This is a genomic window from Flavobacterium sp. AK-345 (assembly GCF_058310175.1).
Map to the genome: position 1 here is coordinate 182513 of NZ_JBZEER010000006.1, position 15167 is coordinate 197679.

Sequence of the window (15167 nt, forward strand, 5' to 3'; positions counted from 1 at the left end):
TAATTTTGTTGTCAGTTCGAGTGGAGGTTGATAGCAACTTTCAGAAAAATTAATCAATTTATAAGCTTTGCTTATTCAAATAAAAACAAAAATGAGTTTACAAACATTAATCATGGACGAGATTAAAACCGCCATGAGAGCAAAAGATACAGTAGCTTTAGAAGCTTTAAGAGCTATTAAATCAGAAATGTTATTAGCTGCAACTGCTTCTGGCTCTAAAGAAGAATTGACAGAAGACGAAGAAGTAAAATTACTTCAAAGACTAGTTAAAACACGTAAAGAAAGCGCAAGGATTTTTACAGAACAAAACCGCCCTGATTTGGCTGAGCCAGAATTAGCTCAGGTTGCGGTAATTGAGAAATTCTTACCAGCTCAATTAAGTGAAGAAGAAGTAGAAGCTGTAATTGCAAAAATTATTGCTGAAACAGGAGCTTCTGGAATTGCTTCAATGGGTAAAGTAATGGGATTGGCATCTGCTCAATTGGGTGGAACTGCTGAAGGAAAAACCATTTCTGCAATTGTGAAGAAACTTTTGGTTTAAATTCCAATAAAAAAAATCCAAATTCCAAAATTGGAAAACCCAAAATAGAAATTCCAAATTTAAATTGGAATTTGGAATTTAAAAATTGAATTTTAAATATATTGACCGCGTAGTTCAACTGGATAGAATATCAGATTTCGGCTCTGAGGGTTGGGGGTTCGAACCCCTCCGCGGTCACAGTAAACAGGCAAAATACATTACTTATGTATTTTGCCTGTTTTTTTTTTGAGCATTGTCTCCATGTTTTTTATGACAACTAATTATAATACGATTTTTATTGTTGTTTGTCTTACTTCCTCTAAGAACCTTTTAAACTATTCGATTAAATTTTATATACGAATTATTGAAGTGTTAAGTAGGCTTTTTTTGCCTATGAATTTGCAAATCCCTACCTATTAAAATATATATGGCTCTTATTGTTTTTTTTAAGCAATTCTTCTTAATGTAAGAAATGTCCTTATTTGTAAACTTAAAAACTTTTGAAGGCAATAATAAGTCAAAATGGCTTTAACCTTTGGGAAATTAAATTCTGTTAGTCTCTAAGTCCGGCAGATTTTTTTATTAAATATCTAAAACTACTGTAAAATAAGGCGATTACAACTTGTTTTTTGTTTTTTTTAGTAGACGGTTAAATTAATTTTTTATGCGGATTTAAGATTAAATGTTTAAGGAAATGGATGGAATTTTTTTAGAAGAATTGATATTGGAATTTAATTTTTTTGAAAAGTGAATTAATAAATGGATAAAAATGAACAAAAAATGGCTTAAAAAAAAGAAAAAGATGAAGTAGAAAATTAGCAAAAATGAATGAAAATTAAAAAACAAAAATGGATAGAAATAAAACAAAAATGAACAAAAATTTACTTATTGTATTAGCCCTTCTTTTATTTAGTGTAGGGTATGGACAAAGTCTTAAAACCTGGACCGGTGCCACGAGTACTGCATGGAATGTAGATACAAACTGGAGTCCTGAAGGAAGGCCGACTGCTACTGACAATGTATTAATAACAAATGCATCCAATCAACCTGTAATATCTGCTTTAGGAGCTGCTTGTGCAATTCTTGAGTTGTCAAATTCAACTCCAGGCAGTGTTGTTGTTCTAACAGTAAATGCGGGGTCTTTTTCTCCTGCATCGATAATTATGAATAGCGGCGGCGGGGATACCAGCGATTGTAGTTTAACTATTAATACTGGAAAAGTAACTGTAACGGGAAATGTTACAATGAATGGTACTGCTCTTCAAAATGATGTGACTTTTTCCGGAGATGGAAATTTGCAGATTGGAGGAGTAATGACAGGAGGTATATTAAATGCAGGTACTTTAACAAGCGGTAAAGGAACTGTATCTTATAATGGTACAGGAACGCGAGCTATAGGTGCCTATACTTATAATAATTTAACAATTTCTGGTAGTGGTATCAGAACAATTACCCCTTCAGTAATTGTAAACGGTATTCTTGCCATGACAGGTACAGCGACAGCTTCTGCTGCACCAACTTATGGTGCTAATGCTGCTTTACAATACAATAGCGCATCATCCCTGACAGCCGGACCGGAATGGGTTAGTCCATTTATCGCAAACGGAGGGGTTCAAATTTCTTCTGTTACAGGTTCAAGCATAGTAACCTTAAATAATAATGTAGAAAAAAGATTTAATGATGGGGTATCACTTGTAATAGATGAGGGTGCTTCATTAGTAGCTACTAACACGGATTTGTATTTTGGCGGTGATTTTATAAACAATAATGGATCGTTGACAACAGATGGATTTGTTTATCTAACAGGTGCTGTTAGTCAAACTATAGATGGTTTTACAGCAACAAAAGGAGTTGTTATGAATAAAACTGCTGGTGTAGCGACTTTTACAAAAAATTTAAATACTGGGAAATTAATAATTGATGGTGCAGGAACACTTAATCTTGGAGCTGGTTTGACTCATAGTTTTACTGATTGGGTTAGAACACAAGGAACATTAAATGCTAATTCAAGTCTTTTAAAATTTTCAGGAAATGTAAGTGGCACTGGAAGTAATTTTACAGCGGGAACAAGTACGGTAGAATTTAATGGAGGTGCACAAAATTTAGGAACGGGATCAATAATTTATAATAATCTTACATTATCAGGAGCTGGAACTAAAACTTTTGGTGCAAAAACTACAATAAATGAAACTTTCTCTATCGTGAGCGGAGTAGTTGCAGATCTTACTGCTAATTTAGTGCATACTGCCAAAAGTATAAAATTGGGTGTTACAACCGGATCTGGTGGATCATGGGGAAGCTCTCTTTCAAACGCAGTTAATAAAAATAATACTTTCTTTACTTCTAATAATGGAATTGTTAATGTTGGACCAACAATTGTAGTAAGTACCGATAGCTTATCTGGGTTAACTACAACTTATGGTACGCCATCAAGTTCAAATAGTTTTGACCTATCTGGTCTTGCTATGCTTGAAGGAATTTTAGTTACTCCTCCTTCAGGATTTGAAGTGAGTACAGATGGAGTTACTTTTAGCAATACAATTACTATTGGAGCTGCAGGCGCTATTGCATCTACAAAAGTGTATGTTCGATTAAAAGGAACAATTGACGCAAAAGATTATTCTGGAAATCTAGTGTTAACCAGTAATGGTACAACCACTATAAATATACCAATAGCTACAAGTACTGTAAACAAAGCACCACTGACTATCACAGCAGTTAAAAAAGATAGACAATATGGTGTTGCGAATCCAGTTTTAACAGTAACTTATGATAAGTTTGTAAATGGAGATACTGAAGCGAAATTAACTACATTACCTACAATTGTAACTACTGCAGTTATAGGAAGTGCAGTTGGAAATTATCCAATTACAGTTAGTGGAGCAGTTTCTTCAAACTATGACATTACTTATGTAGCAAATATATTAGATATTACTCCTGCAGCGTTAACTATTACTGCAGTTGATAACACTAAAGTTTATGGATCAGATAATCCTGTTTTAACAGCAACTTATGTTGGTTTTGTAAATGGAGACACTGAAGCAAAATTAACAACATTACCTACAATTGCAACTACAGCGGTTAAAGGAAGTGCAGTTGGAAATTATCCAATCACAGTAAGTGGTGCAGTTTCATCAAACTACACTATTACTTATGGAGCAAATGCAGTATTGGCTATTACTCCTGCAGCGTTAACTATTACTGCAATTGATAACAGTAAAGTTTACGGATCAGACAATCCAGTATTAACAGCAAGTTATGCTGGGTTTGTAAATGGAGATACTCAGGTTAGTTTAACAACATTACCTACAATTACAACTACAGCAGTTAAAACAAGTGCAGTAGGTACTTATCCAATTGCTGCTAGTGGAGCAGTTTCATCAAATTATGCTATTAGCTACGTTTCTGGAACTTTAACAGTGATTGCTTCTAGCAATGCAGGTTTGGGAGATTTAACTATCAGTGAAGGTGCTTTAAGCCCTGCTTTTTCAGAAGGAACCAAAGACTATACAGCTACAGTACCTAATGATATTAAAGAAATCACAGTTACCCCAACTACAGCCGATGCTGCAGCAACGGTAACAGTAAATGGAAAAGAAGTACCAAGCGGAACTGCTTCTGAAAATATTCCTTTGGAAGTAGGTGAAAATACAATTACTACAGTAGTAACAGCGCAAGATGGAACTACTCAAACTTATACAATAATCGTTACAAGAGAGCCTTCTAGTGATGCAGGTTTAGGAGATTTAACTATCAGTGAAGGTACATTGAGCCCAACTTTTGCAGAAGGGACTAAAGACTATACAGCTACAGTACCTAATGATGTTAAAAATATTACAGTTACACCAACTACTGCGGATGCTACAGCAACTGTAACAGTAAATGGAGTAGAGGTGCCAAGTGGAACTGCTTCGGGAAATATTCCTTTAGAAGTAGGTAAAAATGAAATCACTACGATAATAACAGCTCAGGATGGAACTACTAATACTTATGTAATAGTTGTTACAAGAGAAGCTTCTAATGATGCAGGTTTGACAGATTTAGTTGTAAGTGAAGGTACTTTAAGCCCAACTTTTGCAGAAGGAACTAAAGATTATACAGCTACAGTACCTAATGATGTTACAGGGATTACAGTTACACCAACTATTGCAGATGCTACAGCAACAGTAACAGTAAATGGAGTAGAAGTACCAAGCGGAAAAGCTTCTGGAGAAATTCCTTTGCAAGTAGGTGAAAATACGATTACTACAGTAGTAACTGCAGAGGATGGGACTACTAATACTTATGTAATAGTTGTTACAAGAGAAGAAGCAGCTTCTAAGCCATCTGATAATGCAGGTTTATCTGACATTGTTGTAAGTGAAGGTACTTTAAGTCCAGAATTTAATACAGATACAAAAAATTACACAGTAGATGTGCCAAATGAGACTAATTCAATTATAATCACTCCTACACCAATCGATCCAAATGCAACTGTTGAGATAATAGTTGATGGAAAAACAGTTACTGATAATACGGCTCCAATTGATCTAAAAACAGGAGAGAATGTAGTTACAATAGTTGTTACAGCTCCAGATGGTACACAAGAAACATATACTATTATTGTAAACAGAGAAGATGCAGTACCAGTTATCCCTTCAAATATTATTACTCCAAACGGAGATGGTAAAAATGATGTTTGGGTAGTTCCAGGTCTGAATGTATATCCTAACAATTCAGTTAAAGTTTTTGACAGAGCAGCAAGATTAGTGTATTCTAAAAATAACTATAACAGTGATTGGGATGGTACTTATAAAGGATCTCCACTTACTGAGGATACTTATTACTATCTAATTGATCTAGGGAATGGTTCACCTAAACTTAAAGGGTTCATTTCAATTATTAGAGACTAATAATTAAGAAGGAAAGAAATAAAACAATGAAAATTAAAAAAATGAGAGTAATCTATATAAAGGTAATGATGTTCCTGATTCTATTAGGAGCAAATACCGCAAATGCGCAGTTAACAGAATACGAGTCCATGTATTTTCAAAATCAATACTTAAATAACCCTGCTATGGCAGGGTTAGAAGAAGGTATGAAATTTAACATAGGCTACCAAAGACAATGGGATGAAGTTCCCGGGAATCCAATATTAATGAATGCCACTTTCGAATATAATGGAGGCAACAGAACAGGGTTAGGATTAAATGTAAGTAGTGACAGAGCTGGACTAATCAATAGAACAAGAATAATGGGAACTTATGCCTATCATTTACCAATAGGAGTTGACCAAAAATTAAATTTCGGATTATCTGCAGGTGCAAAATTTGCTTCTATTGATTACAATAAAGTTGTAGGGGATAGGGACGACGCTTTATTACAGAATTATAATGAAGGTGCTGCTTTTGATGGAGATCTGGGTATTGCGTATACTAGTAGACTATTGACAATCCAGGCAGCATTGCCAAACCTTAATGCTTTAATGTATGATAATAATGATGGTGTGAAAAAATATGTAGATCGTTCTATTTTTTATTCATCAGTGAGTTATAAAATATTACTGTCAAATGAAGATGAAAACTTAAATGTTGAACCATTGATCGCTTATAGAGGGGTTAAAGGACACAAAGATATTTTAGATGCAGGGGCAAGATTTAACTTTCCGGATTATAAGATGAATGTATCAGCATTTTACCATACTAATAAAACTGTTTCTACAGCTTTTGGTATTTCGCTTAACGATTTGGGTGTTTTTCTGGCTTATTCTAAATATTTTGGAAGTCTTGGTGCTTATGCAAACAATACTTTTGAAGTTGGACTTAACTATAAATTGTAATATAAGAGTTTATCATAATTAAAATAGGTTCTTTATTGAGTAAAGAATGTGATTCTAATCAGTAAAAAAAAGCCAGTGATTTATTTTCACTGGCTTTTTCATTTTAACATGATAATATTCTAAATGGTCATCAATTTATTTTGTATTCTCTAAAAAAGCATGGATATAATTTACTACAAGATTTATATGCTGATGTTGCGGCGCATGTCCTGTCTGTGGAAGAACGATTAATTGCGCCGTTGGTAATTGTTTGGTTAACGGATACCAATTTTCGACAGCAAAACTAATATCATGATCTCCGGAAATAATTAAAATTGGAGTTTTAGTAGTTTTAAGTTTTCCTTTAAAATTATCTTTATCTTCAGTTAAACCAGCGCTGCCTTTAAAATAAAGTTGAAAAACATCCATAGTAGAAGGAATTTTAGAAACATCAATTCTTTTTGCAATTCTGTCGTGTGATGCTTTGGCTTCTGCTTTGCTTTCTTCAGAAGAAGGTTCGAAAAACAATACAATTTCATCATCAAAATCATTAACCGGTTTTAAAGCTGAATCCAGAAATGCCTGCTCCAGGGGAACAACTCTTTCACCCGGAGGCCCGGTCCCTAATAATACGGTTTGTGAAATAAGATCTGAAAATTGCAATGTTGCAACCTGAGTTACTAATCCACCATAAGACCAGCCCATTATAATTGTTTTTTTTATTTTTAGAAAATCGGCAAGATCTTTTACATCTTTTGCAACATCTTTTAAGTCAGTTGGTAAAGTTCCTGTTGAGTAGCCAATACCAGTGTAATCAAAAGTAATTACCTTGTAGTTTTCGGCAAGTTTGTCTAAAAATAGGGGATCCCAGGTATCTAGTGTTCCTCTAAAGCGATTTACTAAAATAATGGGAGTTCCTTTTCCTATAGTACGGTAAGCGATTTTTCTGCCTGAAACATCAGCAAATTCTGTTTTAGAATTTAAAGCAGTTATTTTTTGTGCATTCATAATAGATAAATTTGTTATAAGCATCAAAAAAACAAATGGAATTGTAAATGTTTTCATTGTTTTTGAATTTTGGTTAATGATTAATTCAGATAAACAATTTTAATGCCTTGGATGAAAAATATTTATGAACCAATAGTTTTGGGATATTGAATGGATTTTACATTTGTATGTTTTGTTTTATATCGCTTTAACCAATATGTTTTAGCGATATTTCGAAAATTAGATTTCGATTGTACTGCCAATTTTTGGTAAGAAAAGATGGAGATTTGCATTTTTAAAACTTTCTTCAGCTTTTTTATGATCCATAATAATGAAACCAAAAGTATCATAATGAACGCCTAATATTTTAGTAACGCCAACTAATTTTGATGCTTCAATTGCTTCTTCAATTCCCATTGTAAGGCCATCTCCAATTGGGAAAACAGCAAAGTCAAGTTTGGTAAATTTCGGAATCAGCTGCATATCCAGAGTTAGGGCCGTATCACCGCTATAATAAAAATTTCCATCAACGGTAGTTAACACAAAACCACAGGCAATTCCACCATAACTTCCATCCATGAAACTACTTGGATGCTGCGCAATAACACATTTTACGGATCCAAAGTCAAAATCAAACTTTCCACCCGGATTGATTGGATGCGCGTTTTCGATTCCGTTTTTTAAGAGCCAGTTATAGATTTCAAAATTGCCAAGAACTTTGGCTCCCGTATTTTTTGCGATGCGTTCTACATCTAAAATATGATCGTAATGGGCATGTGAAATAAAAATATAATCAGCTTTGATTTCGTCAATATTAATATCTTTGGCTAAATCGTTCCCGGTAATAAAAGGATCAAATAGAATATCTTTTCCATTGGCATAAACTGAAAAACACGAATGTCCGTAATAAGTTATCTTCATAATAAATAGATTTTATAAATTGATAATTATCTAAAGTAGTTAACTTTTTATCCAAAAAATGTACCAGCCAAAACGGACTTGAAACAAACTATTTATTCCTCAAAAACTTTTTCAGTATCAACAGGATTATTTTCCTGATATAATTTTTTACCAATCATGCCTTTGTCGCCAAGAGCGCGACCTTTTATCAGCCAGGCAATTCCGAAAGCAAAAAGAGCAAGTGCCTCTAAAACTAACGTTGAATAAGTGAAAAATTTTAAACTTTCGGAAACAGGTACCATAATTATAAAAACAAGTATGGAATATCCGCAAAACCTATAAATATTATTTTCGTTAAGAATACTTTTTGGATCTCTGGTTTCATTTTTCTGACCAATTGTAAAAACATTAATAGACAATAAAGCCATGATTAAAAACAACAAAGCCGCAAAGCCATAATGAAACCAGCCAAGCCATTTTTCCGGATACGGAATTATTGTGTAAATTTTAATTGCAAAATCATCCGGATTCATTGGTATCAATGCTACGCCAATCGCCATGATTCCCGCAATATTAGTCAATAAATTGTCATTTTTCCAGATTGAAGCATTGCTTGTGCCTTTGTAGCAAATTAAAAATAAACCTACTGCACATAATGTTCCTGTGAAAATTTCCCTGAGATTGGTGAAATAATAATGACTTATTGAAGGTTGAAGTTGTGTTTTGAAAAAAGAAATAAAAGACAAACCAACCAAAAGTATTGGAAGGCTTATTCCTAAATAACCTATTGCCCGCCTGATTCTTCTATAAGTGAAAATATCGTCACGTTCAATTTCTATTTCCTTAGGATCTATTTTCATTTTATTATGAGTTGATTAAAGGAAATATAAAGTTGAGCTCTTAGTTTGACGGAGAATACAATAAATCGGACTGTGGTAACTCTATTTTACCCTCAAAATTTTTCGATTGCGAATAGATGGTAATTCCTAAAAGTCTCCATTCTAAAGTTCCATAAACAGAATAAACGTATTGATTTTCTCCATTAGATTTATTTAAAATAATACTAATTGGGTACCAGTTTGTACCACTTATAAATCCTTCTCTGGAAGATTGTGCATTAAGCAGTTCCTTAGCTGTATAATTTACAGAAAGACTCATTTTTGAAGTTAGATTATCATCAATAACTATTCTTTGATTTCGACCATTATTGCTATTAGCGACTTTAGCGGTTTTATTATTTAAATCAAATTGTTTGAATTCTGAATTGTTGTCTTTTGGTTTAGAAGTAAAAGATAATAAACCCAAAGCAAAAATAACACAAGCAAAAAGACCCAATTTTTCACGAATAAATTTCAATGCCTGAAAACATATAACAATAAATGCGATAAAGATTGCTATATTTAAGATACCCCAAATTAATTGTGTCATAATAGCTGTTTGTTACTTCTATAAATATATTAATCAGATTATTAATAATTTACAGAATTGGTTGTTTGAAAATGGTAATTTTTTACAAAACGAAAATACAAATTAAACCTGAAAAAACTAAATATTTAGAAGATTTATCTCATAATATCTGTATCAACCGGAATATAACCAAGATGCCTGCTTAGAGATAAAATTTGACCCTTATGATGGTATTCGTGTGTAATAACATGACTAAAAAATTTTAAAGGCGATGCTGAATTTTTATTGCCTTGTATTTTGTAGACTATCTCTCGATCAGAAAGATCCATTTCCAGAATAAATTCTTCCATGAAAAGATCTACAGAATCAAAAAGTAAAATAACATCCTGTATTGTTAAGTTGTCTTCATATTCAGCATATTTTAGGTTCTTTTTCAATGCAAGATTCGCAATCCAATATTCGTATGTGTTGGCAATATGAACGAGTAAGTTTCTCATGCTTCCGCCACGGCCAAATGATGTATTTTGATTAATGAAATCTTCTGGACTAATAGTTTTACAGTATTCAAAAAGTACATTTCTTGAACCTTTTACATATTCATATTGTTCTTTGACGTATGTAGAATATTGTTCTGACAAAATATAAGCTTTTAATTTTACTTAATTTAAAAACGTTATTATCGCTTGGTCGTTGTTGGCAGCTTCTGCATATATTTGTTGCAAAAGTTTAAAGTTTTCATCTAAATAATCAAAAGAATCCTCATCCCATATTGGATATACATCTAACTCGTTCATTGTTTTGGAGTTATATTTGTTTTTTAAATCTTCAGTTGTAATTTTTGAGATTTGTTCGCTTAGGTCTTTAACCTGATCAGAAGTTAAATAATGTCCGGGACCATAACCTAAATCCTGTTCTTCATCAATAAGCTGACCACTAAATAAAACCTGTACCAGTGGATGATCTGCATTTTGAATGTTTTGCCCTGTTAGTAAAAAAATAATACCATCCCAAGCTTTGTCAACATCGTTTAAATTTTGATCTTCGGTTGCATTTTCATCGTAAATTCTTTCCTCCAAAAGCGAACTATCTTGTAAATAAGTTTCAAGTTCAGTAGTAGTTACGCGAAGTAAATTAGCGATCATTCCCATATCGTATTATATTTTATTATTTATTTTATTTTTTTAATTTTTCATGGATTGTTCTGTTAATGAATTATCAAACTCAGAAGCAATCTTTATAGGGAAATCACTAAATTCAATTGCATTTAAATCGTTATTCAAACTTTCTAAAGTTTCAATCATAAACGCATCTAAATCGGTAGGAATTTCCATTTTATTTTTCTGAAATTGTTTAATAAGGACAGTAAGATATTCTGTCATTGTTTTTTGTCCGTTTGCATCTAAAAACATTTCTTGTGACCAAAAATCAAGAGTAACCATTTTAATTTTTCCATAAGAATCATTATCCGCAAGAAAAATCTGTTTATCATTTAACCAGTCCCATTTCTTACTTCTTGAAAAATATAAATCTTTTTTTGAATAGTTTTTAATGATGCTGAAATTGGGGATTTCATTTTGTTTTCTGAAAAAATTGAACATAAAGATGTCTTATTTCTTAGAAAATAAATTCTCTACAACCCAGGCCGGACCAATCATTAGGAACTGAAGGTCTTTTAAAAACGAAGGCTTTTTGCCTTCAATGTTATGACCGTAAAATTGCCCAATCCACGCGATTACAAACACGCCAATAGAAAACAGCCATAAAGGTAAAAGCTGACCAATGTAATAATTCACAATCAGACAAAGAGTAGAGAAAATAGCAATTTTAATAGCCATTGCAACTGATAATCGGATATAAAAAACAAGAACAAAAAGTAATACAACAACTGCCCAATTTTCGATAATGGGCACATTCAGTTTAAGAGTATTGGCAATAAAAGTACTCGGAATACTCATTAATAATCCTACAATCGAAAAATAAATTGCCGGAACGCAAACATAGTGTATTGCTTTGTTTTTTGGGTTTTGATGACTTACGGCATATTCGTCAAACCATTGGTCTAATGTTCTCATTTTTTTTGGTTTAGATAGTAAACAAATCTATTAAAATTTTCTGACTTTGAATAAAATCAAAAAACATAGAACCTTACAGATTAAAATGTTTTTTCACGCAGATTCTGTAGATTTGAGCAGATTAAATTTAAATATCTGCTTAAATCTTTTTAAAATCTGCGTGAAACAAATTAATTTTTAACCGCAAAGCCCGCAAAGATTTACGCAAAAGTTCGCAAAGCTTTGTATTGATTTATCTTTGCGGTTAAAAAAAACATCGTGGTTAAAAAATACCGTGATGTTAAAATATATTAAGATTATCTGTTGCCAATATTAATTTTTTAAATCGGCTTCTGTCAAAATCTATTCTGCTGGCCTGAACGGCAATAGGAAAATAAATTCCCATATTCGAAGTCATTTTTAATTTGCTTTGGTTGCTTATTGTAAAGTCCAGTTTGCCCTCTGCAACTGCATTTAAACTGGCAATTAAACCCGTATCTAATGTAAAATCAGTCTCAATATCGACCACTAGATTTTTAGCAAAAACAGTTCCCGTAATGAGGAGAAGATAATTGCGATTGGCATTTTTTAAAAGAGAAGGATTTGGATGTTGGAAATCAGCAGAAAATAAATATTCTTCGAGATTGCCCAATGCATATTCTTTGGTAACAGAGTTTTCGTAACTGATGGTTACGGTTTTTCCGGATTTTATTTTGGCAGAAATTTCAAAAGTACCAAGTCCTAATGTTTTTAGAATTTCTTCCAAAAGTGTAATTCCTATATTAAAACCATAATCATCTTTTTTAGTATAATCAACGCTCAACGCCGGATTTTCGATTTCTACTAATTCAATATCGCTTTTAAAAGCGTGACTGATATTTGCATAATAAAGCTGTGCTTCATCAAACGGTTTTTTCAACCATAATTGTAGTGGTTTATGACTTCTTAAAGGTCCTTCGATTAAGTCATAACCCTGATCGCCTAAAAATTTGGTAAGTTTCATGGTATTGTTTTTTAAGTTATATAAATAGTTTTGGGGTATTAGTATTATTAATTTTTTTTAGTGTATTATACTTACAAATTTATTAAATATTTATTGGTTTATTTTAAAGTTTATTGCATTTGGTATAATTTATAACAATTTGTTTAACACATAGAAACATAGGTTTTATGAGTAAAAAAGAATGTTTTAAAACCGAAATACAAAACAATGCTCCGTGTATTTTAATAAAGTAAAACACCTTTCCTGAGATTTTAAATCTATGTTTCTATGTGTTTAAATTAATTTACCTAAGAGTTCACTTTTTATTTCAAATTGTGAATATCTATTTTGAAAATTAAGATTTTTTATTTCCTTTAAAATCTATCTTTGGCATCCTTAAAAAAATGAAAAATGAGCGCAACTTGGTACGAATGCAAAGTAAAATATAGAAAAACAGATGACATCGGAACACAAAAGGTTACTACAGAACCTTATTTGGTAGATGCGATATCTTATACAGAAGCCGAAAGCAGAATTAATGAAGAAATGAAGGCTTATGTTAGTGAAGAATTTAAAATCACCAATATTAAAGTGGCAAATTATGCCGAGATTCATCCTTTTGAAAATGCTGATCGCTGGTTTAAATCGAAGGTTACTTTAATGGCTTATGATGAAGAAAGTGGTAAAGAACGCAAAACAAATATGTATTTGTTAGTTCAGGCCAATGATGTAAAAGAAGCCTATGACAATACGATTACGGCAATGAAAAACACAATGGGAGATTATACAATTCCGGCAATTTCAGAATCACCAATTATGGATGTTTTTCCATATTTTAGTGGTGAAGAGGGAGACTTAGAACAATTGGAAAGATTTAATGCCCTAAAAGCTTCTAAACCAGAAATTGTAGCTGTAGGTGATACAGGCGAAAATATAGAAGATCTTGTAGAAGCAGATAGCGAATAATTTACTTTAGTATTATATAAAAAGAGAGCTTTAAGTTCTCTTTTTTGTTTTTATAAGATATTGATAATAAGATTTAGTAGTTATATCTTTTGTGCCGTAAATCTTTGTCAAAGTTTTAAACTTTGACAAAGATGTTCAATGTTCTATGTTGACAAAATAAAAAAAATCCGTTTAAATCCGCGTTTTTGCAAAGCAAATCCGTGTCATCCGCGTTCCACAACAAAGATTAGAAATAAGAATAAACAAAAGTCTACAAAATCTTATTTCTGATTATAATCAAAAACATTATCCCACAATTCATCAATTTGAATCAAAGCTTTCTCTAAAGGAAGAGCTTCCCATTTTCCATTTTTTTCTACGCCAAGACCAATGTTTTTTAGTTTCAGTAAAGCATCGGTTACATCAAAATCAATTTCTGTATTTAATTTTGTTTTAAACCACAATTCAATTTGATTATCCAGTTCCTGAGCTGTTAACGGATTTTCGCTTTTATGTAAAAAAGCATATGCCAAAATAGTTTCTTTAAGCACTTCTTCTTCAGAAGAATTTAGTAAAGAATAAAAAGCACCACTATTATTTCCCAGATTTTTAAAATACAAACTATCCGAAAGCATTTTAGAATATCGGATCTTCTTGTTTATAAAGTTGTTGTATTGGCGAAAGCAATAAGCAGCTAAAATTCCCAGTGCAATCAAACCTTGGTTTAATGATGTTTTGCTGTTTAGTAAATCGATTGTTTCGCCGGTTTCATAAGCGGTATACATATTAATCAGCGCCGGAATTACCTGGGCACTTAATAACGAAATTCCACCAAAAACTCCCGGTACCCAAAGCAGCATTTTATCTTTCAGGGACATTCGTGGAATTGCATTTGGGAAAATGGTTTCCAAATCATTTTTAGGAACACGCTTAAAGATTTTTAAACCAATAGATCCGGGATCAATAGGCATTCTTCCTAATTTGACTTTGTTTTCTTTTAGATAATCGGCTTCGTTATAATTGAGGTAAATCATAACACGATCGTAGTATTCGATCTCAATTTCTTTCTTCCAGAAAATATATTTTTTGACTTTTTCTTTTGCTTTGTGACTACCGCGAACGTACAATTCGTAGTCTTTAAAAGCATTAAAATCTATCGAAAGATTCAGACCAATTAAATCAGAATCTTTAAAAGCTTCGTCTAAAGTTTCATGATCGATTTTGGTATAATTGCCACGTTCTAAAACCTGACGAAGTGTTTCTTTGAAAATTCCAAAATCGCTTTTGCCAATAAAATTTTCACGTTCTTTCAAACTCAAATCCGGATCAAATAAAGCGTAGTTTTGCTTTAAATTTCGGTTCAGGTTAAAAGCTTCATAATGATAATAATGTTCGATAATATCGAATAACTTTTTAAAATCATCAATCTTTTTTTTGTCTTCGGCGAAAGTGGCTATTTGTTGCTCGAGTAAGAATTCCTTGTTAAAGGGAATATAATGTTCTCGTGTCATGTTTGTAGGTTCTTAGGGACTAAGGCCCAAAGATACAAAGGTTTTTTTTAAAGTTCCTAAGGTTCTG

At 32.3% G+C, this 15167-nt stretch carries 14 protein-coding genes and 1 tRNA gene; 5 read left to right on the forward strand and 10 right to left on the reverse strand.

Annotation, left to right across the window (positions count from 1 at the left end; genetic code table 11):
* Window positions 1–91 precede the first annotated feature (91 nt).
* The 4 genes from AC4FQ3_RS13150 (at window position 92) to AC4FQ3_RS13165 (ending at window position 6338) form a co-directional block, all read left to right on the forward strand.
* The gene (locus AC4FQ3_RS13150) at window positions 92–541 is read left to right on the forward strand and encodes a GatB/YqeY domain-containing protein (RefSeq protein ID WP_042563802.1); all 450 of its coding nucleotides are present in this window, start codon (window positions 92–94) and stop codon (window positions 539–541) included.
* Between the two features lie 103 nt (window positions 542–644).
* Window positions 645–718: transfer RNA gene (locus tag AC4FQ3_RS13155), tRNA-Arg, on the forward strand.
* Between the two features lie 650 nt (window positions 719–1368).
* Window positions 1369–5412, forward strand: coding sequence for a cadherin-like beta sandwich domain-containing protein (locus AC4FQ3_RS13160; protein WP_491182130.1), 4044 nt, complete (start codon window positions 1369–1371; stop codon window positions 5410–5412).
* Window positions 5413–5453: 41 nt separating this feature from the next.
* Window positions 5454–6338, forward strand: a complete 885-nt coding sequence (locus AC4FQ3_RS13165) for a PorP/SprF family type IX secretion system membrane protein (protein ID WP_159438486.1) — start codon at window positions 5454–5456, stop codon at window positions 6336–6338.
* A gap of 135 nt (window positions 6339–6473) precedes the next feature.
* Here the strand turns inward: AC4FQ3_RS13165 and AC4FQ3_RS13170 are convergent, their stop codons facing one another.
* From AC4FQ3_RS13170 to AC4FQ3_RS13210, 9 genes are all read right to left on the reverse strand, one after another.
* The gene (locus tag AC4FQ3_RS13170) at window positions 6474–7382 is read right to left on the reverse strand and encodes an alpha/beta fold hydrolase (RefSeq protein ID WP_491182131.1); all 909 of its coding nucleotides are present in this window, start codon (window positions 7380–7382) and stop codon (window positions 6474–6476) included.
* A gap of 162 nt (window positions 7383–7544) precedes the next feature.
* On the reverse strand, window positions 7545–8225 hold the full coding sequence (locus AC4FQ3_RS13175; RefSeq protein ID WP_042563842.1) for a metal-dependent hydrolase: 681 nt from the start codon (window positions 8223–8225) through the stop codon (window positions 7545–7547).
* Between the two features lie 92 nt (window positions 8226–8317).
* Window positions 8318–9064 (reverse strand): hypothetical protein, encoded by a 747-nt coding sequence (locus AC4FQ3_RS13180; protein WP_042563843.1) that lies wholly within the window; start codon window positions 9062–9064, stop codon window positions 8318–8320.
* A gap of 40 nt (window positions 9065–9104) precedes the next feature.
* Window positions 9105–9632, reverse strand: coding sequence for a hypothetical protein (locus AC4FQ3_RS13185; protein WP_042563844.1), 528 nt, complete (start codon window positions 9630–9632; stop codon window positions 9105–9107).
* Between the two features lie 134 nt (window positions 9633–9766).
* A complete protein-coding gene (locus AC4FQ3_RS13190; RefSeq protein WP_073397099.1) occupies window positions 9767–10249 on the reverse strand; it encodes a DinB family protein in 483 nt (160 codons plus the stop codon).
* A 21-nt stretch (window positions 10250–10270) separates the two neighbouring features.
* Window positions 10271–10753, reverse strand: a complete 483-nt coding sequence (locus AC4FQ3_RS13195; RefSeq protein WP_491182132.1) for a YfbM family protein — start codon at window positions 10751–10753, stop codon at window positions 10271–10273.
* Window positions 10754–10792: 39 nt separating this feature from the next.
* The gene (locus AC4FQ3_RS13200) at window positions 10793–11209 is read right to left on the reverse strand and encodes a hypothetical protein (RefSeq protein WP_491182133.1); all 417 of its coding nucleotides are present in this window, start codon (window positions 11207–11209) and stop codon (window positions 10793–10795) included.
* Window positions 11210–11218: 9 nt separating this feature from the next.
* Window positions 11219–11683 carry an Mpo1 family 2-hydroxy fatty acid dioxygenase gene (locus AC4FQ3_RS13205; protein ID WP_491182134.1) on the reverse strand — a complete coding sequence of 155 codons (465 nt, stop codon included), beginning with the start codon at window positions 11681–11683 and terminating at the stop codon, window positions 11219–11221.
* 280 nt (window positions 11684–11963) lie between these two features.
* Entirely contained in the window at window positions 11964–12665 is a 702-nt protein-coding gene (locus AC4FQ3_RS13210; RefSeq protein WP_042563847.1) for a gasdermin, read from the reverse strand.
* A 390-nt stretch (window positions 12666–13055) separates the two neighbouring features.
* On the opposite strand from AC4FQ3_RS13210, the gene AC4FQ3_RS13215 reads away from it, so the two are divergent.
* Complete coding sequence (locus tag AC4FQ3_RS13215; protein ID WP_463462151.1) at window positions 13056–13610, forward strand: DUF4494 domain-containing protein; 555 nt, start codon at window positions 13056–13058, stop codon at window positions 13608–13610.
* A gap of 260 nt (window positions 13611–13870) precedes the next feature.
* Here the strand turns inward: AC4FQ3_RS13215 and AC4FQ3_RS13220 are convergent, their stop codons facing one another.
* Window positions 13871–15100 carry a TMEM143 family protein gene (locus AC4FQ3_RS13220; protein ID WP_491182135.1) on the reverse strand — a complete coding sequence of 410 codons (1230 nt, stop codon included), beginning with the start codon at window positions 15098–15100 and terminating at the stop codon, window positions 13871–13873.
* Between the last annotated feature and the right edge of the window lie 67 nt (window positions 15101–15167).

Coding starts and splice junctions, on each gene's coding strand:
- AC4FQ3_RS13165 (WP_159438486.1), top strand. CDS start 5,454: ATGAGAGTAATCTATATAAAGGTAATGATGTTCCTGATTCTATTAGGA.
- AC4FQ3_RS13185 (WP_042563844.1), bottom strand. CDS start 9,632: ATGACACAATTAATTTGGGGTATCTTAAATATAGCAATCTTTATCGCA.
- AC4FQ3_RS13205 (WP_491182134.1), bottom strand. CDS start 11,683: ATGAGAACATTAGACCAATGGTTTGACGAATATGCCGTAAGTCATCAA.
- AC4FQ3_RS13160 (WP_491182130.1), top strand. CDS start 1,369: ATGGATAGAAATAAAACAAAAATGAACAAAAATTTACTTATTGTATTA.
- AC4FQ3_RS13200 (WP_491182133.1), bottom strand. CDS start 11,209: ATGTTCAATTTTTTCAGAAAACAAAATGAAATCCCCAATTTCAGCATC.
- AC4FQ3_RS13150 (WP_042563802.1), top strand. CDS start 92: ATGAGTTTACAAACATTAATCATGGACGAGATTAAAACCGCCATGAGA.
- AC4FQ3_RS13195 (WP_491182132.1), bottom strand. CDS start 10,753: ATGATCGCTAATTTACTTCGCGTAACTACTACTGAACTTGAAACTTAT.
- AC4FQ3_RS13175 (WP_042563842.1), bottom strand. CDS start 8,225: ATGAAGATAACTTATTACGGACATTCGTGTTTTTCAGTTTATGCCAAT.
- AC4FQ3_RS13215 (WP_463462151.1), top strand. CDS start 13,056: ATGAGCGCAACTTGGTACGAATGCAAAGTAAAATATAGAAAAACAGAT.
- AC4FQ3_RS13210 (WP_042563847.1), bottom strand. CDS start 12,665: ATGAAACTTACCAAATTTTTAGGCGATCAGGGTTATGACTTAATCGAA.
- AC4FQ3_RS13180 (WP_042563843.1), bottom strand. CDS start 9,064: ATGAAAATAGATCCTAAGGAAATAGAAATTGAACGTGACGATATTTTC.
- AC4FQ3_RS13170 (WP_491182131.1), bottom strand. CDS start 7,382: ATGAAAACATTTACAATTCCATTTGTTTTTTTGATGCTTATAACAAAT.
- AC4FQ3_RS13220 (WP_491182135.1), bottom strand. CDS start 15,100: ATGACACGAGAACATTATATTCCCTTTAACAAGGAATTCTTACTCGAG.